16 protein-coding genes and 1 tRNA gene are annotated in these 18,056 nt (G+C 74.0%); 5 read left to right on the forward strand and 12 right to left on the reverse strand.

Translation table 11 applies throughout. The features are described from left to right. Genes ehuA through ehuB form a run of 4 tightly spaced genes read right to left on the reverse strand, consistent with a single transcriptional unit; the run spans nt 1 to nt 3,236 of the window. A complete protein-coding gene (gene ehuA / locus AC5WAM_RS25695) occupies nt 1-816 on the reverse strand; it encodes an ectoine/hydroxyectoine ABC transporter ATP-binding protein EhuA (RefSeq protein WP_366792744.1) in 816 nt (271 codons plus the stop codon). Beyond that, on the reverse strand, nt 806-1,471 hold the full coding sequence (gene ehuD / locus AC5WAM_RS25700) for an ectoine/hydroxyectoine ABC transporter permease subunit EhuD (protein ID WP_495518932.1): 666 nt from the start codon (nt 1,469-1,471) through the stop codon (nt 806-808). Before ehuD ends, ehuA begins: the two co-directional genes overlap by 11 nt. Beyond that, entirely contained in the window at nt 1,468-2,307 is an 840-nt protein-coding gene (ehuC, locus tag AC5WAM_RS25705) for an ectoine/hydroxyectoine ABC transporter permease subunit EhuC (protein WP_495518933.1), read from the reverse strand. The genes ehuD and ehuC overlap by 4 nt, the downstream gene beginning before the upstream one ends. Next, nucleotides 2,304-3,236, reverse strand: coding sequence for an ectoine/hydroxyectoine ABC transporter substrate-binding protein EhuB (gene ehuB / locus AC5WAM_RS25710; RefSeq protein WP_366792741.1), 933 nt, complete (start codon nt 3,234-3,236; stop codon nt 2,304-2,306). Before ehuB ends, ehuC begins: the two co-directional genes overlap by 4 nt. Nucleotides 3,237-3,357: 121 nt before the next feature. Between ehuB and AC5WAM_RS25715 the strand changes: the two genes are divergently transcribed. Beyond that, a complete protein-coding gene (locus tag AC5WAM_RS25715) occupies nt 3,358-3,864 on the forward strand; it encodes a DUF3830 family protein (RefSeq protein WP_366792740.1) in 507 nt (168 codons plus the stop codon). On the opposite strand, the gene AC5WAM_RS25720 is transcribed toward AC5WAM_RS25715, so the two are convergent. Next, a complete protein-coding gene (locus tag AC5WAM_RS25720; protein WP_495518934.1) occupies nt 3,861-5,267 on the reverse strand; it encodes an amidase in 1,407 nt (468 codons plus the stop codon). The genes AC5WAM_RS25715 and AC5WAM_RS25720 overlap by 4 nt on opposite strands. 83 nt (nt 5,268-5,350) lie before the next feature. Beyond that, nucleotides 5,351-6,337, reverse strand: coding sequence for a D-2-hydroxyacid dehydrogenase (locus AC5WAM_RS25725; protein ID WP_366792738.1), 987 nt, complete (start codon nt 6,335-6,337; stop codon nt 5,351-5,353). Between the two features lie 430 nt (nt 6,338-6,767). Between AC5WAM_RS25725 and AC5WAM_RS25730 the strand changes: the two genes are divergently transcribed. The 3 genes from AC5WAM_RS25730 to AC5WAM_RS25740 all read left to right on the forward strand — a co-directional run bounded on the left by AC5WAM_RS25730 (nt 6,768) and on the right by AC5WAM_RS25740 (nt 9,826). Then, on the forward strand, nt 6,768-7,688 hold the full coding sequence (locus tag AC5WAM_RS25730; protein WP_366792737.1) for a maleate cis-trans isomerase family protein: 921 nt from the start codon (nt 6,768-6,770) through the stop codon (nt 7,686-7,688). Beyond that, nucleotides 7,685-8,425, forward strand: coding sequence for a maleate cis-trans isomerase family protein (locus tag AC5WAM_RS25735; RefSeq protein WP_366792736.1), 741 nt, complete (start codon nt 7,685-7,687; stop codon nt 8,423-8,425). The genes AC5WAM_RS25730 and AC5WAM_RS25735 overlap by 4 nt, the downstream gene beginning before the upstream one ends. Before the next feature lie 294 nt (nt 8,426-8,719). Next, nucleotides 8,720-9,826, forward strand: coding sequence for an LLM class flavin-dependent oxidoreductase (locus tag AC5WAM_RS25740; protein WP_366792758.1), 1,107 nt, complete (start codon nt 8,720-8,722; stop codon nt 9,824-9,826). Nucleotides 9,827-10,003: 177 nt separating this feature from the next. Here AC5WAM_RS25740 and AC5WAM_RS25745 read toward each other — a convergent pair whose 3' ends face one another. Further along, the gene (locus AC5WAM_RS25745; RefSeq protein ID WP_366792735.1) at nt 10,004-11,857 is read right to left on the reverse strand and encodes a putative bifunctional diguanylate cyclase/phosphodiesterase; all 1,854 of its coding nucleotides are present in this window, start codon (nt 11,855-11,857) and stop codon (nt 10,004-10,006) included. A 337-nt stretch (nt 11,858-12,194) separates the two neighbouring features. On the opposite strand from AC5WAM_RS25745, the gene AC5WAM_RS25750 reads away from it, so the two are divergent. Continuing rightward, nucleotides 12,195-13,469: a M6 family metalloprotease domain-containing protein gene (locus AC5WAM_RS25750; protein ID WP_495518935.1), complete on the forward strand. Its 1,275-nt coding sequence runs from the start codon at nt 12,195-12,197 to the stop codon at nt 13,467-13,469. 69 nt (nt 13,470-13,538) lie between these two features. On the opposite strand, the gene AC5WAM_RS25755 is transcribed toward AC5WAM_RS25750, so the two are convergent. From AC5WAM_RS25755 to AC5WAM_RS25775, 5 genes are all read right to left on the reverse strand, one after another. After that, a tRNA-Lys gene (locus tag AC5WAM_RS25755) sits at nt 13,539-13,612 on the reverse strand. Then, entirely contained in the window at nt 13,603-14,205 is a 603-nt protein-coding gene (locus AC5WAM_RS25760) for a bifunctional DNA primase/polymerase (protein ID WP_495518936.1), read from the reverse strand. Before AC5WAM_RS25760 ends, AC5WAM_RS25755 begins: the two co-directional genes overlap by 10 nt. 346 nt (nt 14,206-14,551) lie before the next feature. After that, nucleotides 14,552-14,899: a DUF8844 domain-containing protein gene (locus tag AC5WAM_RS25765; RefSeq protein ID WP_366792732.1), complete on the reverse strand. Its 348-nt coding sequence runs from the start codon at nt 14,897-14,899 to the stop codon at nt 14,552-14,554. Between the two features lie 122 nt (nt 14,900-15,021). After that, nucleotides 15,022-16,368, reverse strand: coding sequence for an AAA domain-containing protein (locus AC5WAM_RS25770; RefSeq protein WP_495518937.1), 1,347 nt, complete (start codon nt 16,366-16,368; stop codon nt 15,022-15,024). After that, complete coding sequence (locus AC5WAM_RS25775) at nt 16,365-17,951, reverse strand: hypothetical protein (protein ID WP_495518938.1); 1,587 nt, start codon at nt 17,949-17,951, stop codon at nt 16,365-16,367. Before AC5WAM_RS25775 ends, AC5WAM_RS25770 begins: the two co-directional genes overlap by 4 nt. Nucleotides 17,952-18,056: the final 105 nt, after the last annotated feature.

Consider the following 18,056-nt stretch of genomic DNA (forward strand, 5'->3'; position numbering starts at 1 on the left):
TCAGAGCACCGCGGACAGGAATTCGCGGGTCCGGTTGTGCTCGGGGTCGGTGAAGATCTTCTCCGGCGGGCCGGACTCGATCACCCGGCCCGCGTCGAACATCAGGACCTGGTCGGAGATGTCCCGGGCGAAGTTCATCTCGTGGGTCACGCAGAGCATGGTGATGTCCGTGGTGTGCGCGATGTCCCGCAGCACGTCCAGGACCCCGGCGACCAGCTCCGGGTCGAGCGCCGACGTCACCTCGTCCAGGAGGAGCACCTGCGGGCGCATCGCGAGGGCGCGGGCGATGGCGACCCGCTGCTGCTGGCCGCCGGAGAGCTGCGTCGGGTAGGCGTCGCACTTGTCGCCGAGGCCGACCAGGTCGAGCAGGTCGCGGGCGCGCTGCTCGGCCTCGTCCTTGGGCAGGCCGAGGACGGTGACGGGGGCCTCCGTGATGTTGCGAAGCACCTTCATGTTCGGGAAGAGGTTGAACTGCTGGAAGACCATCCCGATGTTCTTGCGGACCTCGCGGACGTGCTTCTCGCCCGCGGGCACGAGCCTGCCGTTCTTCTCCTCGTGCGTCAGATAGGTGCCGCCGACCTTGATCGTGCCCTCGTCCGGCCTGATCAGGGTCATGAGCAGCCGCAGGATCGTCGTCTTGCCGGAGCCCGAGGGGCCGATCAGCGTCACGTGCTTGCCGGAGGCCACGGAGAAGTCCAGCTCGTCCAGGACCGTGTGCGAGCCGAAGCGCTTGACGACCTTGTCGAAGCGGATCAGCTCGCTGCCGTCGACGGCCGGGTTCGCCCGGTCTTTGGAGAGGTGGGTGTCAGCGGACAAGACGGCGCTCCAGGGCTCGCAGGAGGAGGGAGGACGGATAGGCGATGAGGACGAAGGCGACGCCGACGACGGTCAGCGCCTCCGTGTACTGGAAGGTCTGCGCCGCTTCGAGCCGCGAGCGCTGGAGCAGCTCCAGGACGCCGATGCCGGAGAGCAGCGGGGTGTCCTTGAGCATCGCGATGACGTAGTTGCCGAGCGCGGGGACCACGCGGCGGATCGCCTGCGGCAGGATCACCGCGGTCCAGGTGCGCGGGTACGACAGGCTCAGCGCCTTGGCCGCCTCCCACTGGCCGACGGGCACGGCCTCGATGCCCGCGCGGTAGACCTGCGCGGTGTACGTCGAGTAGTGCAGGCCGATCGCGAGCGTGCCGGTGGTCTCGGCGGAGAACTGGATGTTCCACTCCGGCAGCACGAAGAACAGGAAGAACAGCTGCACCAGCAGGGGCGTGTTGCGGATGAACTCGGTGATCACGCCGACCGGCCAGCGCACGAACCGCGTCGGCGCGCGGAAGGCGAGCGCCCACACGAGCCCCAGCGAGAAGGCGATCAGCGAGCCGAGCGCGAGCACCTGGAGGGTGACGAGCACCCCGTCCCAGAAGTGCGGCATGAAGTCGGCGACCGCGCCCCAGTCCCATGTGTCCGTACCGTGGTTCATCGCGAGGCACCTCCGTCCGTGACGCCCGTGACGCCCGTGACACCGGGGGCGCCCGCGGTGCCCGTGACACCGGGGGAGCCCGCGGCACTCGCGGTGGCCGTGACGCCCGTCGTGCTCAACTCGCCGGACTTGGCGCTCGGCTGACGGAACCTCAGCCACGGGCCGAGGCCCTGGCGCGGCTCCGGGAACTGCCCGATCCCGGCCTTGGCCCTGCGCTCCAGGAGCTTCATGCCGCGCGTGAGCAGGAAGGCGAGGACGAAGTAGATGACCAGCGTGATCGAGTAGATCTGCGCGCTCTCGGTGGTCGCGAGCCGCACCAGGTACGCCGCGAAGGACACGTCGCCGATGCCGAGCAGCGACACCAGGGCGGTGCCCTTGAGCAGCTCGACGAGCAGGTTGCAGAACGACGGGATCATCTCCGGGACCGCCTGCGGCAGCAGGACGAGCCGCATCCGCTGCCACGGCGTGAAGCTCAGCGCGACCCCCGCTTCGCGCTGCGCCGGAGCCACCGCGTTCAGGGCGCCGCGCACGATCTCGGCGCCGTACGCGCCGTAGGAGAGCCCGAGGGCGAGCACGGCCGCCCACATCGGCACCAGCGCCCAGCCCGCGAGCTGCGGCAGGACGAAGAAGATCCAGAACATCAGGATCAGGGCGGACACGCCCCGGAAGACCTCGGTGTAGAACGCGGCGAAGAACCGCACCACCCGCGAGCTGTGCGTGCGCGCCATGCCGACGCCGAAGGCGACCGCGGTGGCGAGCGCCGCGCTGTAGACGGTCAGCTGAACGGTGATCCAGATGCCCGGCAGGACCCAGTGTTCCCAGAGGCCCGCTGTCATCGGCACAGCTCCTTGGCGGTCAGGGTGGTCATCTCGGCCTCCGTGAAGCCGAACGGCTTGAGCACCCGGAAGAGCTCGCCGCTCTTCTTCATCTTGTGGATCTCCACGTTGAAGGCGTCCCGCAGCCCGGTGTCCGTGGGCCGGAACGTGAAGCCGCCGCCGTCGACGTGCTTCTTGCCGTCGATGACGGGCGCGAACGGCTCGGTGGCCTCGGCCCTGCGGCTCTTGCGCACGACCTGGCGCGCGGTCAGGGCGGTGCCGCCGAACACGTCGATGCGCCCGGCCTCCACCGCGTTCAGGCCCGCGACCTGGTCCTGGAGGATGACGATGTCGCTCTCCGCGTACCCCGCGGCGACGGCGTACGCGATCTCGGCGTACCCGGTGCCCGTCCCGAACCTGGCCTTCTTCCGCACCACGTCCTGGTACGTGCGCAGCCCCTTCGGATTGCCCTTGCGGACGATGAAGGAGTCCAGCATCTGGTACTCGGGATCGGAGAAGATGACCTGCTGGCAGCGCTCTTTGTTGATGTACATCCCGGCGGACACCACGTCGAACTGCTGCGTCTTGAGCCCCGGTATCAGCGAGCTGAAGTCGGTCGCGACGGGCTGCACGCGGCCGACGCCGAGCCGCTTGAAGATGATCTTCGCGAGCTCCACCGCCTCGCCGGTGAAGTCCCCCTCGTCGTTGATGTACCCGTACGGTGCCTCGCCCGCGATGCCGAGCCGCACCGTGCCCTGCGACTTCAGACGGGCCAGCGTGTCCCCGGTGGGGATGCGGCTGCAGCCCGCCGCGCCCAGCGCGCCGACCGCGCCGAGGGCGGCGGCGGACGCCAGGACCGCACGCCGGGGCGGGCCCGGCGCGCGCCCGGGTCTGCGCCCGTCCGCCCGTCCGCTCGCTGTCTTGATGGGGTTGCTCAGTGGTGGAGCCATGGGCGCGCGGCTACCCGAGCCGACGCGAGATATGCGGATCAATTCAGGCCCCGCCGGGAACCCGGGGCCCGGCGGACGTCCTCTTGACGCGGGCCGCGGCCCCGGGAGGACCATGGGGCGCATGGCAGACCGCTACATCGAAGTCGCCCTCGCCAAGCGCGGTGTCCGGGCCACGGCGCGGCTCCTCGACGACAAGGCTCCGGTGACCTGCGCGGCCGTGTGGGACGCGCTGCCGCTCAGCGGCGAGGTGTACCACGCGAAGTACGCCCGCAACGAGATCTACGCCCTCTTCCCGCCCTTCGCCCCCGAAGAGCCCCCGCTGGAGAACCCCACCATCACGCCCATCCCGGGCGACCTGTGCTACTTCACCTTCGCCGGCACCGAACTGGGCACGGCGTCGCACGGCTACGACACCCCGCCCCCGAGCGGCACGGTCGTCGACCTCGCCCTCTTCTACGAGCGCAACAACCTGCTGGTCAACGGCGACGTCGGCTGGGTCCCCGGCATCGTCTGGGGCGAGGTGGTGGACGGCCTGCCCGCGCTGGCCGAGGCCTGCAACGACCTGTGGCGCACCGGAGCCCAGGGGGAGACCCTGAGCTTCCGGCGACACCCCTCGGACGCGGGCTAGGCCACCGGCCCCGGGCGCGGGATCGCCGCCGCCCCGGCCTCGTACAGGGCGTGGGCGGCCCGCAGCACCACGTCGTCGGCGAACCGCGCCCCGACCAGCTGCAGCCCCACGGGCAGGCCGTCCCCGTCCACCCCGCACGGCACCGTCGCCGCGGGCTGCTGGGTGAGGTTGAAGGGGTACGTGAACGGGGTCCACCCCGTCCATCGCCGCGCCCCGCTCCGCGGTGGCACCTCGACCCCCGCCGCGAAGGCCGTGACCGGCAGGGTCGGCGTGACCAGCAGGTCGTACGTCTCGTGGAAGCGGCCCATGCGCCGCCCCAGCTCCATGCGGACGTCCACCGCCGCGAGGTAGTCGAGGGCGCTGAACCGCGCGCCCTGCCCGCACACCTCCCGCAGCGCGGGGTCGAGCAACTCCCGGCGCGCGGGCGGCAGCTGCTGCACCACCCGGGCCGCCCCGCTGAACCACAGCGTGTGGAAGGCCTCCACGGGGTCGGCGAAGTCGGGGTCGGTCTCCTCGACGTACGCGCCGAGCGAGGCGAGGGCCTCCACGCCCGCGCGCACGGCCGCCGCCACCGCGGGCCGCACCGCGACCTGCCCGCCGAGAGTCGGCGAGTACGCCACCCGCAGCCCCCGCACCCCGCCGCGCAGCGCCTCCTGGAAGGTGCCCCCGCGCGGGCCCAGACAGGACCAGTCCCGGGCGTCGGGAAGCCCGATCACGTCCATGAGCAGCGCCGCGTCCGCCGCGTCCCGCGTCATCGGCCCCACGTGCGAGAGCGTCCCGAACGAGGACGGGGGGAACAACGGCACCCTCCCGTACGTCGGCTTGAGCCCGAAGACCCCGCAGAGCGCGCCGGGGATCCGCACCGAGCCGCCGCCGTCCGTGCCGAGCGACAGCGGCCCCGCGCCGAGGGCCACGGCCGCCGCACTGCCGCCGCTGGAGCCGCCCGCGGTGCGCGTGGTGTCGTACGGATTGCGGGTGATGCCGTGCCGGGGGCTGTCCGTGACGCCCTTCCAGCCGAACTCGGGCGTGGTCGTCTTGCCGACGAACACCGCGCCCTGCTCGCGCAGCCGGGCCACGGACGGCGCGTCCTCGTCCCAGGGGCCCTCCTCGCCGACGCACCAGGAGCCGCGCAGCGTGGGCGTGCCGCGCTGGAGCAGGATGTCCTTGACCGTGACCGGCACCCCGTCCACGAGCCCGAGCGGCTCGCCCGCGCGCCAGCGCTCCGCGCTCTCCCGCGCCCCCGCGAGCGCCGCCTCCGCGTCGGTCCTGACGAACGCGTTCACCGAGGGCTGGATCTCCTCGGCCCTGCGCAGCACCGCGCGCGTCGCGTCGACGGGGCTGAACTCGCCCTTGCGGTAGCCATCGACGAGTTGTACGGCGGTCAGTTCGGCGAGCTCAGTCATGCACGCTCCTGGAAGAGGCCCGGCAGGGGACGGCGCCGGGGGGACTCGGGGGACGCGTGATCCCTGCCCACTCGCGCCCGCGGTCAGTGCCCCGGGACGTATCCGCGTTCCTTGTCGACGACGTTCGGCAGTGGGCGCCCCGCCTCCCACCTGCCGTACAACGTCACGAACTGCGCGCCGAGTTCGTCGCGCCAGCCCACGGTGTCGCCGCTCATGTGCGGGGACACCAGCAGTCCGGGAGCCGTCCACAGCGGGCTGTCCGGCTCCAGCGGCTCGCGCTCGAAGACGTCCAGGGCCGCGCCCGCGATCCACCGCTTCGACAGCGCGGCCACCAGGTCGTCCTCCACGACCAACGGGCCCCGGCCCACGTTGATGAACCGCGCCGAGGGCTGCATCACGCCGAAGCGGCGCTCGTCGAACATGCCGCGGGTGTCCTCGGTGAGCGGCGCCGCGCACACCACCCAGTCGGCGCGGGCGAGCAGCCGGTCGAGGTCGGCGGGGCCGTGCACACCGGTGCGCGGGGTGCGGCCGACCAGGACCGTGGTGACGCCGATCGCCTTCAGCGCGCGCACGATCGCCCGGCCGATCGGGCCCGAACCCACCACGCACGCGCGCGTGCCCGCCACCCGCTGGCTCTCGCGGTGCAGCCAGGTCCGCTCGCCCTGGAGGGCGAGCGTGCGCGGCAGGTCCTTGGCCAGAGCGAGCACGAGCGCCGCGACGTACTCGGCGATCGGCTGGTCGAAGACGCCCCGGGCGTTGGTCACCACGGTGTCGGAGGCGACGAGTTCGGGACACATCAGCCGGTCGACACCCGCGCTCGCGGTGTGCACCCAGCGCGGCCGCGGCCCCTCGCCCGGCCAGGCGCGGCGCACCGCGTCGGACAGGAAGTCCCACACCAACAGCACGTCGGCGCCCGGGAGTTCCGCGGCGAGGCCGTCCGCGTCGGTGTGCCGGACGCGGGCCCGGCCGGTCAGCGCGCCGAGCCGCGGCGGCGGCGCGGGGGCCGGGGCGTCGAGGACCAGGACGGTGGGGGGCGCCCCGGTGCCCCCGGACCCGGTTCTTTCGGACACGGTGGAGAATCCGTTTCGCAACGAGAGCCCGCTTCCCTGGAAGTGCGTGCTGGACTGGAGGTGTGCGCGGTACGTGTCTCCGAGCGCCCGGGCCACGGCCCGCAGGGTCCGCACGGAGCGCCCGGACCGCGCGCGACGGACGGCTCGAACGACGGGCCGGACGGCGCCCGCGACGCCGCGCGAGCCGGCGTCTTCGACTGTCTGAGATGTGCGGATTGACCACGCTGGCACCCGAACCTACCTTCGTCAACAGAGGCACTGCACTCCCGTGACGGCGGCGGCGAGTACGTTCGGCGCACCCGCTCCCGCCCCCGTGTGCACGCCGCACATGTCCCCCGTCCCGACGTCCCGGCGCGTCGCCGGTACCGCACCACTTCCGGCCCCCGGCCGGCCCTGTCACTGCACGCACGCACGAACGTAGGGCCTGCGCATGGACGTCACGTCGTTCTCCCTGGCCGGCGGACCGCACCCGCAGCGCGGTGTCGGTGTCGTCGCCCCCTTCGACTTCGCCCTGGACCGCGAGCTGTGGCGCTGGGTCCCCGACGACGTCTCCCTGCACCTCACGCGCACGCCGTACGTGCCCGTCGAGGTCAGCCTCGACCTCGCGCGCCTGGTCAGCGAGCACGAGACGCTCGCCGAGGCGGTCCGGGCGCTGACCGCCGCCGAGCCCGAAGTCCTCGCGTACGCCTGCACGTCCGGCAGCTTCGTCGGCGGCGTGGCGGGCGAGCGGGCGATGTGCGAGGCCATGAAGCGCGAGGGCGAGGTGGCCGCGGTGACCACCTCCGGCGCCCTCCTGGAGGCCCTCGCCGAGCTGGACGCGCGCCGCATCGCCCTCGTCACGCCCTACACCTGGTCGGTGACGCAGGCCCTGGAGGAGTATCTGGGCGAGGCGGGCGTCTCGGTCGTGGGCCGCGCCTACCTCGGACTCACCCGGCACATCTGGAAGGTGCCCTACCGCGACGTCGCGGACATGGCCCGCCGCGCCGTCCTGCGGCCGGTGGACGCGCTGTTCATCAGCTGTACGAACCTGCCCACGTACGACGTCATCCCGCAGCTGGAAGCGGAGCTGCGGGTACCGGTCCTGTCGGCGAACCAGGTGACGATGTGGTCGGCCCTGCGACGACTGGGTACGCGTGCGGTAGGGCCTTACCAAGCGCTGATCGACGCGGGCGCGCGGCCGGGCGCGGCGACCCTCGCCCCCCTGGACCCGGCGCTCGGGTCCCCGGCGGGCGGCATCGCGGAACCGGCGGTGACCGAGCCGCCCGCCCCCGCGGCGCCCCCGGAGGCCCTGCCGGAACCGCCCGCGGGGCCCGGAGCCACGGGCCCCACCCCTGAAGGAGGCTGGTCTTGACCGCACTCGGATTCCTCTACCCGGGGCACTCCGCCGAGGACGACTACCCACGCGTCGAGCAGCTCCTCGGCTCCGACGTCCGCCTCCAGGTCGTCCACACCGACATCGGCGAGGACGCCCACCGCGTCGACGCGCTCGTGGAGATGGGCTCGCCCGCACGGCTCGCCGCGGGGGTCGAGGAGCTGCGCCTCACCGGCGCGGAGGCCGTGGTGTGGGCGTGCACCAGCGGGAGCTTCGTCCTCGGCTGGGACGGCGCGCACGACCAGGTGCGGGGCCTGGCCAGGGCGGCGGGGCTGCCCGCGTCCTCCACGTCCTTCGCGTTCGCGCACGCGGTACGGGAGCTGGGGGCGGGGCGGGTCGCCGTCGCGGCCACGTATCCCGAGGACGTCGCCGGGTACTTCGCCGCGTTCCTCAAGGCGGCCGGGGCGGACGTGGTGTCCCTGCGGTCCAGTGGCATCGTCACGGCGGCCGAGGTCGCCACGTGGGGCCGCGACGAGGTCCTCGCGCTCGCCCGCGCGGGCGACCATCCCGACGCGCAGGCCGTCCTCCTGCCCGACACGGCCCTGCACACCGCCGCGCACCTCCCCGACCTGGAGGCCGCTCTCGGCAAGCCCGTCCTCACCGCCAACCAGGTCACCGTCTGGGAGGCCCTCCGCCTCGCCTCCCGCCGCGTCAACGCCCCGGCCCTGGGGGCACTCTTCACGAAGGAGCCCTTGGTCCAGGTGCCGGGGGCGTAGCCCGCGCGGTGCGCCCCAGGCCCGCCCCTTCCCGATCCGGGGGCTGCCGCCCCCGTGCCCCTGCCTTATTGGCGCTTCGCGCCTCGTCCTCAAACGCCGGACGGGCTGGATGGTGCCGCTCGCGGCTGTGTTTCAGCCTCTCCGGCGTTTGAGGAGCGGAGCCCCCAGGAATCGGGAAGGGGCGGGATCGGGGAGCCCCCGGCAGGGCCCGGGAATAACCGGAGCCCCCCTCCTGTTACCGCCCTCCGTACGGACGGACAAGGCGGACCGCAGGAGGCCCCAGTGCCAGTGGACATGGACGCGAACGACGGCGGCGGCGACGGCATCCGGGCCCAGCCCAGAGGCACGGCTCCCACGGCCCTGTCCGTCCTGGACCTCGTGACCGTCGGCTCCGGCCGCACCGCCACCGACGCCCTGCGCACCAGCGTCGCCCTCGCCAAGCTCGCCGAATCCCGCGGCTACCACCGCCACTGGGTGGCCGAGCACCACTCGATGCCGGGCGTGGCCTCCTCCTCCCCGGCCGTGATCCTCGCGCACCTGGCCGCCCACACGACCCGCATCCGCCTGGGCTCGGGCGGCGTCATGCTGCCCAACCACGCCCCGCTCGTCATCGCGGAGCAGTTCGGCACCCTGGAGGCCCTGGCCCCGGGCCGCGTCGACCTCGGCCTCGGCCGGGCCCCGGGCACGGACGGCGCCACCGCGGCGGCCCTGCGCCGCACGGACCGGCTCGGCGAGGGCGCCGACGACTTCCCGCAGCAGCTCGCGGAGCTGACCCGGTTCCTCGACGACGACTTCCCCGACGGCCACCCGTACGCCCGGATCCACGCGGTCCCCGGGCCGGTCCAGGCCACGTCCCCGGGCGGTGTGCAGTCCCCGCACCGCCCGCCGATCTGGCTGCTCGGCTCGTCCGGCTTCAGCGCCCGGCTCGCCGGGGTCCTCGGGCTGCCCTTCGCGTTCGCACACCACTTCTCCGCGCAGAACACGCTCCCGGCGCTTGACCTGTACCGCGAGTCGTTCCGCCCGTCGGCGGTCCTCGACGCCCCGTACGCCCTCATCGGCGTCTCCGCGCTCGCCACGGACGCCGAGGAGGAGGCCCGCCGCCAGGTCAGGGCCGCCGCCCTCAACATGATCCGGCTGCGCACCGGCCGCCCCGGGCTCGTGCCCACCCCCGACGAGGCGGCCGCGCACCGCTTCACCGAGGCGGAGCGGGACTTCGTGACCAGCTGGAACAGCAACGTCATCCACGGCACGGCCGACCAGGTCCGCGCGGGCCTCGACGACCTCGCCAAGCGCACCGGCGCCGACGAGCTGATGCTCACGGCCAACGCACACAGCGGCGAGGTACGCCTACGCAGCTACGAACTCGTGGCGAATGCCTACGCCCTGCCCCAAGCCCCGTAGAGGAGGCCCCGTAGAGGAAGCCCCGTAGGGGCGCGGGGAACTGCGCGCCCAGCCACAACGAACCCGCAGACGAAGGACGGCCCACCGCGGCGCGTCCCGGCGAAGCGGGGGTGCCGCCCCTTCACGGGGGTGGGGGCGGCACCCCGCGCACGGCCCCCGCACACGGCGCCCGAGGCGTCACGCTCCGGCGGCTGCGAGCCCCTCCGTCGTAAGGATCTTGGAGATCCGCTCGGCGGCCACGGCCCGGGAGTACAGCCAGCCCTGCCCGGTGTCGCAGCCGATCCTGCGCAGCCGCTCCGCCTGCCCCGAGGTCTCCACGCACTCGGCCGTGACGGTGAGCCCGAGCTGGTGGGCGAGGCGCACCAGGGCCTCGACGATCACCTCGTCGGCCGGGTTGACGTGGCCCTCGCCCTCCTCGTACTGGAAGCCCCGGACGAAGGACCCGTCCAGCTTGAGCACGGAGACGGGCAGGCGGCTCAGATAGGCGAGGTTGGAGTAGCCGGTGCCGAAGTCGTCGATGGCGATGCGCACGCCCATGTCGCTCAGCGCCTGGAGGGCCTGGAGCGGGCGCCCGGCAGAGCCCATCACGGCGGACTCGGTGAGCTCCAGCTGGAGCAGCTCGGGCGCGAGCCCGGTCTCGGCGAGGATCTCCGCGACGTCCGCGACGAGGTCGGAGTCCCACACCTGCCGCACGGCGACGTTCACGCTCACGAACACCGGCTCCCGCTCGGGGTGTTCGAGCTGCCAGCGGCGCGCCTGCCGGCAGGCCGTGCGCAGCACCCAGCGGCCCAGCTGCACGATGGAGCCGTCTTCTTCAGCAAGTCCGATGAACCGATTCGGCGTGAGCAGACCGAACTGCGGATGATCCCACCGCACCAGCGCCTCCACGCCGCGCAGACCGCCGTCCTCCATGCCCACGAGCGGCTGGTAGTCGAGCACGAACTCGTCGCGCTCGACGGCGGGCCGCAGCGAACTGGCCAGGGCCTGCCGGGTCATGCGGTGCGCGTTGCGCTCGGGGTCGAAGAGCGTCCAGCGGGCCTTGCCGTCGGTCTTCGCCCAGTACAGCGTGGTGTCGGCGGCCTGCATCAGGCCGGTCGTGGTCGTCCCGGCGGCGCGCCGCTCGACGACGCCGATGGACGCCGAGAGGGAAAGGCGCTGCCCGGACAGGTCGAAGGGCTCCTGGAGCGCCCGCAGGGTCGCGTCGGCCAGCTCCGCGAGCTGGTCGGTGCCCGTGGAGTCCTCCACGAGGAGCGCGAACTCGTCCCCGCCGAGCCGCGCCACGAGCGGCGCGGACGTCCTGCCGTACGCGGCCCGGTCGGCGCAGCCGGTCAGGCGCTCGGCCACGGCGGCGAGCAGCCGGTCGCCGACGCGGTGGCCGAGGGTGTCGTTGACCGCCTTGAACCCGTCGAGGTCCAGGTAGCACAGGCCGACGCGGCCCGTGCTCGTGTCGTCGTACGCGCCCGCCTCCAGGGCGGTCGCGAGCCGCTCGAAGAACAGCGCGCGGTTGGGGAGGCGGGTCACCGGGTCGTGCATCTGGAGGTGGCGCAGGCGCGCCTGGAGGTCGCGCCGGGCGCTGATGTCGGCGGCGGCGAGCAGCACGGTGCCCGGCGCGTGCCGCTCGTCCGGCAGCGGCGAGACGGTGATCTGCGTCCACAGGGAGTGCCCGTCGGGATGTTTCAGACGGCGCGTACAGCGCAGCTTGGCCTGGCGGCCGCGGAGCACCTCGTGGTACGCGTGCCAGGTGCGGGCGTCGGACGCCAGGTCCACGAGGTCGGCGGCGACCCGGCCGGGCAGGTCGGCGTGGTCCGTGCCGAGCAGCCCGGCGAACGCCTCGTTGGCGCAGACGACGAGCCCGTCGCGGTCGACGACGGCGAGGGGGAGGGGCGCCGCGGCGAAGGCCGCGCGGTAGTCGGCGATGTGCTGGACGGAGTGCCCGGCCACACCGCATTGATTACGCTCTGTGACGGCAGGCCGGGTGCGGCCCGGTGCTGTGACCGCTGTGGCAGTCGGCCCTTCGGACGTTCCGTTCACCGCTTGCTCCCGCAGTGCGATCGATCGAGCAGGTCGATGGGGCCCCTGTTCCTGGCGGGTCTGGGGAGGCGATCGACCGCTCGTGTGCGGCCGACGGGGCCCGGAAAGTGTGCCGATCATAGAGGGTGGCCCGCATCGCCTCCAGCCGCCGCACCTTGCGGAAGCGGCCCCGGAGACCGCGGCAGATCGTTTCTGCTCGGCCCGGCCCCGCTTTCTTTCTGCGACGACCGCTTGTGACGGTGAGTGAGCGCCGGGAGTGTCGCCTTCTCGACCATGTTCACTCGGTCAGGTCAGACAAACTGGGCGAACTTCAATAAATCACCACAGGGTGGGTGGGGTGTCCCGCATTCCGCACCCGGAGGTCGACGTGGAGCGTCAGCTCCCCCCTTGGCGGCTCACCCGTGGCGGGGAGCGGCTGCGCACCACGGCCACGCTCTTCACCTGCATGACCGCCGTGGCCGCCACGTCCCTGGTCGCGGGCCCCGCGATCGCCCACGGCGCGGCGGGCCCGTGCGCGCTGCGCCGCACGGCCGCGCACCATTCGGAGGGCCTGGACACCTGGAACGCCGCGTATCCGCGGCCCACTCGGAGCCGCGACGCCGTCATGGTCTTCCTGTCGTTCCCGGACTCGCCGCCGGTGACGACGCCCGCGGAGCTCGCCGCGGACTACTTCCCCGAGACCAGCGACTTCTTCGCGCGTGCCTCGTACGGGCGGTTCCGGTTGCGCGCGCATCCCCAGTCCGAGTGGATCCCGATGCCCAAGGCGTCCACCGCGTACGCCATAGAGCGCGACTGGAAGCCCCAGCGGCGCGCCTCCTATCTGCGGGACGCGCTGGCGGCGGCCGATCCGCACGTGGACTTCTCCGCGTACGACATCGTGTACTTCGTGGCCGATCCGGACGCGCCGGGCGTGGACTCGGACGCGACGAAGGTCGTGAACTTCGACCGGCCGATGCGTGCCGACGGGGTCTCGATCCGGCGCATGGTCACGGTCTTCGAGCGCCACCCGCCGGACCGCAACGTCCTCGCGCACGAGACGGGCCACGTCTTCGACCTGCCGGACCTGTACCACCGGCCGACCGACGGCGAGGGCGACTGGGACACGCACGTCGGGGACTGGGACGTCATGGGCAGCCAGTTCGGCCTGGCCCCCGACCTGTTCGGCTGGCACAAGTGGAAGCTGGGCTGGCTCGACCCGCGCCAGGTGGTCTGCGTCCGGGGCGGCGGCCCCCGGCGGCTGACCCTCGAACCCCTGGCGGCCCCCGCCCGCGGCGGCGTCGGCGGCACCAAGCTGGCGGTGATCCGCACCGGCCGGGGCAGCGCCGTCGCCGTCGAGGCCCGGGGCCCCGCGGGCAACGACCGCGCGACGTGCAGCGAGGGCGTCCTGGTGTACCGCGTCCACAGCGACACGGCGTCGGGCCGGGGCCCCGTCGAGGTGGTGGACGCCCACCCGCGCACCGAGGCGTGCTGGAGCGAGTCGGTCTATCCGCCGCTGGCGGACGCGCCGGTGCGCGCGGGGGAGAGCTTCACGGTGCCGGGCGCCGGGGTCAGGATCGAGGTCGCGGACCGCACCCGGTCCGGCGGCTGGACCGTGGAGATCACCCCGGCCTGAGCCGGTCCCGGTCACGGACAGCAACGAATGAGGCCCCTCGCGTTTCCGCGAGGGGCCTCATTCTGTCGGTGCGCCGCCAGGGACTCGAACCCCGGACCCGCTGATTAAGAGTCAGCTGCTCTAACCAACTGAGCTAGCGGCGCCTGCTGACGTCGTAGACCTTAGCACCCTGATCGCCGCTGGGAAAAATCGATATACGCACCGCCGTCTCCGCGGCGCCCCGGGCGGCCCGTACGCAGGCCCACAGGACCACCTCGGGCCCCGGCAGCCAGGGGCTGCGGGTGTCGGGGGCGACCACCCAGCGTGACCCGCTCCGGTCGCGCTCGTCGCGCGCCAGCGGCGGCACGGTGACGGCGTCCCCGGCGCCGTGGCAGAGCAGCGAGGGCACGGCGGAGCCCCACTCCTCCCAGCGCAGGAGCGAGGGGAGCCGCTGGGCGGTGCCGGGCGCGGCGAAGAGCAGGACGCGGCCCCGGTGCACGGCGACGGGGCCGGAGCCCGGCCCCTCGTGCCAGAGCCGGTCGACCATGCGCCGCCCGAACACGGCGGGCACGCTCACCACGTCGAAGGCGCTGCCGCAGGACAGCACGGCGGGTTCGTGGGGCCGCGCCCGCCAGTCGGTGAGGGCCCTGCGCGGATACGTTTCCGCGGAGGTGAGCCAGGTGGCGCCGTCGGCGGTCACCTCGGCCGCGGAGCCGAACGCGTGGGGCTGCGGGCTGTGGGGGAGGGTGAGGCTCATGGCGACTACGTGTACCGGGAGTGAGTGCCCGGTTCCGCAGGGTTCCCGAAATCCGGGACGGTGGCCGCCCGGGTGGGGTACCGTTCGCCCTCGGCATATGCCAGAGGGCTTGCCGGGGGGAAAGGGACGGACGGGCCGCGCGGGGCCCGGGACGCCCGCCCCGCACCCGGGCCTACGCGTCGACGCCCCGCCGGGGCCTAGGTGTCGCCGCCCCCCCCCGGGGGGCCCACACGTGCCCGCCCTGCCGGGGCCCACACGTGCCCGCCCCGCCGGGGTCTACGGCGTGCCCGCCCGCAGAGCCCGGGGCCCGGGGGCCGTGACGCGCCCACCCGCCGGGGCCCGAGGCCTACGGCGTGCCCGTGCCGTCCCTGCGCAGCAGGTCCCGGCCGAACTCCACCATCTTCTTGGCGTAGTCCTCGGTCCACTGCGCGCGCTCGGCGATGTCCGCGGGCGTGAGCCGGTCGAACCGCCGCGGATCGGCGAGCTGCGCGGCCGCGATCGCCTGGAACTCCACGGAGCGGTCCGTCGCCGCCCGGAAGGCGAGGGTCAACTCGGTGGCCCGGGACAGCAGTTCGCGCGGGTCCTCGATGGACTCCAGGTCGAAGAAGTGCTCCGGGTCGGCGGCGGCTTCCGCGGGCTCGAAGAGCAACGGCGCGGGGCGCATGCGCTTGCCCTGGGCCTCGGATTCCGCCATCTTCACGATCCTTCCCTCGTACGCCACGTGCCGCGACCCATTGTCCCTTGCCCCGCAAGAGGCCGGGGGCTGCGGCCTCGTCACCCCCGCCCGGGCACGCGGTGCGCGTAGCGGCACGGTGGTCAGGGGCGCCAGGGCACCCGGTGCTCGGCCAGGTGGGACCACGTCGTCATCATCGCGTCCCAGCCATCGGGGAACTTCACCGTCACGCCCAGGCGTACGGGCTCCGTCGACGGGTGGTCGTCGAGCAGGGAGTCCACCCCGGCCCGGCACACCACCACGCACGCGTGCCGGTGCCGGGAGGTGAGCACGCACAGGCGGCCCGTCTCCAGGTGGAACGCCGTCGCGTCCGGCCGCCCCGACAGCGGGTGGAGCACCACCGTGACGTCGAACTCCCGGCCCTGGAGCCGGTTCGCCGTGTCCACGGTCACATCCACCACGCCGAGCGCGGCGAGCGCCGCGCGCACGGCCGCCGCCTGGTCGCGGTGCGCCGTGCCCACCGCCACCCGGTCCGCGGTCAGCGGCACCGGCTCCGCGGCCCGCTCCGAGGTCGCCGCCCCGCCCCGGTCGAGCAGCCGGCGCACCACCAGGGCGACGGCCCGCACCGCCTCGGGGTCGGTGCGCGGCGTGTGCCGGGCGGGCAGTTCGAGCAGGCCCCAGCCGGAGGCCGCCGCCTCGTCGATCACCCGGTCGGGCCCCGACCCGTCCGAGGGCACCGCGAAGCGCAGGGCCCGGTCCTCGGGGCCCGTACCGCTGCGGAACGGCGTGAACGGATAGAACGCGTCCGACACCAGCGGCGCGGCCGACGCGGGCAGCCGCCACGACACCGGCAGCCGGTGCTGCGGCAGCTCGGGGTTGTGCGCGAGCAGCGTGGAGACCGCACTGGCCGACGGGTCGTAGGCGAGCCCGGCCCACTGCTCGGCCTCGGCGATCGCGAACGGGTCCAACTGCCCGGGGTCGCCCACGAACAGCGCCCGCTCGAAGAGACCGGCCACGGCGAGCAGCGCGTCGGACCGCATCTGGTACGCCTCGTCGACGATCGCGTGCCCCCACGGCTCGACGCCCCGCACGTGCGCCCACTTCGCGGCGGTGGACACCACCACGTCGAGGCCCGCGAGGTCGGCGGCCTTCGTGGACTTCCGCACGTTCGCCAGGCCGTCGAGCGCCTTGTCGTACGGGTCGGAGTCGCTGCTGTGCAGACGCCCCACCGGCAGCTCGGGGTCCTTCTCGGCGAGGCGCAGCACCAGGTCGTCCACCTGCGCGTTCGTCTGCGCGACCACCATCAGGGGCCGCCCCGCCGCGGCCAGTTCGCGGGCGGCCCGCACGACGAGCGTGGACTTGCCCGCGCCGGGCGGCGAGTCCACGACGACGCCGCGGTGCGCGCCCTGGAGCGTGTCGCGCAGGATCGCCTCGGTGGCGCGGGCGGCCGCGGCACCGGGGTCGAAGGCGGTGGGGGAGGCCGGGGTCACAGGGTGTCCTCCGCGGTCACGGGGTCGGGGGTCTCGGCGGTGGCGTCCGGCGGGCCGCCGTGCGTCCAGGGGGTGTCCTCCGGGTCGGGCAGCTTCGGGCCGCCCCGCTGCTCGTGCTCGAACAGCGTCCAGCACAGCACGTCGCCCGCCTCGGGCACGGAGCCGGGCTCGGGCTCCTTGCCGCGCCCCATCTTGTCCACGATCCGCAGCACCAGCGCACCGTCCCCCTCGTACGTCACGAAGTGCGCGGTCTGCGGCTTCCCGGCCAGGGAGCGGTACACCTTCACGCCCTCGTCGAGATGCGGCCGGTCGGCCGTGCGCACGGTGACCAGCGGGCGCGGGCGCGGCGACTTGCCCTCGCTGTACGCCATCACGACCTGGGCGACCTCCCCGGCGAACGCCTCGCCGCGCAGCCGCCGCCCGGCCATCACCAGGGGGTCGTCGAGCGCCTCGTGCGCGTCGAGCCGCGCCTGCTCCCGCTCGCGCGTGGCCAGCTTCTGGGCCGCCGTCACCGCGTCGTCCAGGCGCGGCTGCGGCGGCTCACCGGCGGCGACCCGGTCGCGGTGCGCGGTGAACGACCAGCGGTCGCTGCGCCACCGGTCCTCGGCGTGCGCCGCCTCGGGCAGCGTGCACAGGGCGTCGAGGCCGCGCCACACCGCGTCCCAGGTGGGCCGGGTACGGCTGTCCACCAGGGCCCGGATCTCCCGCTCGGCAGCGGTGAGGCCGGCAAGGCGGGCCTCGGCCGCCGGGCCGTCCTCGGCGGCGGCGAGGGCGGTGCGCGCGCGGTCGTAGGCCTCGATGGCCGGAGCCAGCAGATCGTTGTCGAACGCCGGGTCGGTGGCCGGGCCCGCGGGCGGGCACAGCAGCTGCCCGGCGGCGTCCCTGGCCAGCTCCGCGCGGAGCGCCGCGGCCGCGCCCGAGGTGCCCTCGGGCGCCTCGATCCAGGCGAGTAGCGCGCCCAGGTGCTGCTCCTCCAGGCTGGACTGGCCCGTCGCCCAGTGCCGCGACAGCAGGTCCGTCATGGCGAGCAGCAGGGCCGAGCCGGGCACCCGGGCGCGCTCCCCGAAGTGCGTCAGCCAGCGGCCGAGCAGCGGCACGCGCGGCGGCGCCGGATGCGGGGTGTCCGGGTCCTGCTCGGCGGTGCGGCGGAACCGCATGGAGCGGCCGAGGAGCCGGACGAACTCGATGCCCGCACGGCTCGGCACGATCAGCTGGGGCGCGTCCGCGCACAGGTCGACCTCGACCTTGACGCGCTTGCCGGTCTCCGGGTCGGTCTCGGTGCGCTCGGCCGCCTCCACGTCGTCGCCGTACGCCTCCACGTACGGCAGCAGCACGTCGGCGAGCTCGGCGAGGAAGGCGAAGCGGAGGTCGCGGTCGCGGGGCTGGGGGACGACGAGCAGCCGCGGGGCCGTGCGCTCGGTGCCGATCAGCGCCCCGAGCGGAGCGCCCGCCTCACCGGCCGTGGTCAGCGGGACGAGCACCAGCGGGCGCTGGGAGAGCCGACGGTGCCGGACCGTGGCCCGGGGCTGCGCCCGCCCGCTGGCCGTCGCTTCCAGCCGGGCCAGGTGGTCGATCAGGGTCATGTCCGGGGCCTCGGGGTCCTTGTCTGCGGTCCGGTGGACGCTTTCAGCCCGTCCGGCGTGTGAGGACGAGGCGCGGAGCGCTGACGGACGGGGGTACGGGGGCGG

It is taken from the genome of Streptomyces sp. JLYT201, assembly GCF_059448825.1.

What these genes read in the sequence shown, in the direction of transcription:
- ehuD (WP_495518932.1), bottom strand. Translation starts at nt 1,471, where the DNA reads ATGAACCACGGTACGGACACATGGGACTGGGGCGCGGTCGCCGACTTC.
- ehuC (WP_495518933.1), bottom strand. Translation starts at nt 2,307, where the DNA reads ATGACAGCGGGCCTCTGGGAACACTGGGTCCTGCCGGGCATCTGGATC.
- ehuB (WP_366792741.1), bottom strand. Translation starts at nt 3,236, where the DNA reads ATGGCTCCACCACTGAGCAACCCCATCAAGACAGCGAGCGGACGGGCG.
- AC5WAM_RS25715 (WP_366792740.1), top strand. Translation starts at nt 3,358, where the DNA reads ATGGCAGACCGCTACATCGAAGTCGCCCTCGCCAAGCGCGGTGTCCGG.
- AC5WAM_RS25720 (WP_495518934.1), bottom strand. Translation starts at nt 5,267, where the DNA reads ATGACTGAGCTCGCCGAACTGACCGCCGTACAACTCGTCGATGGCTAC.
- AC5WAM_RS25730 (WP_366792737.1), top strand. Translation starts at nt 6,768, where the DNA reads ATGGACGTCACGTCGTTCTCCCTGGCCGGCGGACCGCACCCGCAGCGC.
- AC5WAM_RS25740 (WP_366792758.1), top strand. Translation starts at nt 8,720, where the DNA reads ATGGACGCGAACGACGGCGGCGGCGACGGCATCCGGGCCCAGCCCAGA.
- AC5WAM_RS25760 (WP_495518936.1), bottom strand. Translation starts at nt 14,205, where the DNA reads ATGAGCCTCACCCTCCCCCACAGCCCGCAGCCCCACGCGTTCGGCTCC.
- AC5WAM_RS25765 (WP_366792732.1), bottom strand. Translation starts at nt 14,899, where the DNA reads ATGGCGGAATCCGAGGCCCAGGGCAAGCGCATGCGCCCCGCGCCGTTG.
- AC5WAM_RS25775 (WP_495518938.1), bottom strand. Translation starts at nt 17,951, where the DNA reads ATGACCCTGATCGACCACCTGGCCCGGCTGGAAGCGACGGCCAGCGGG.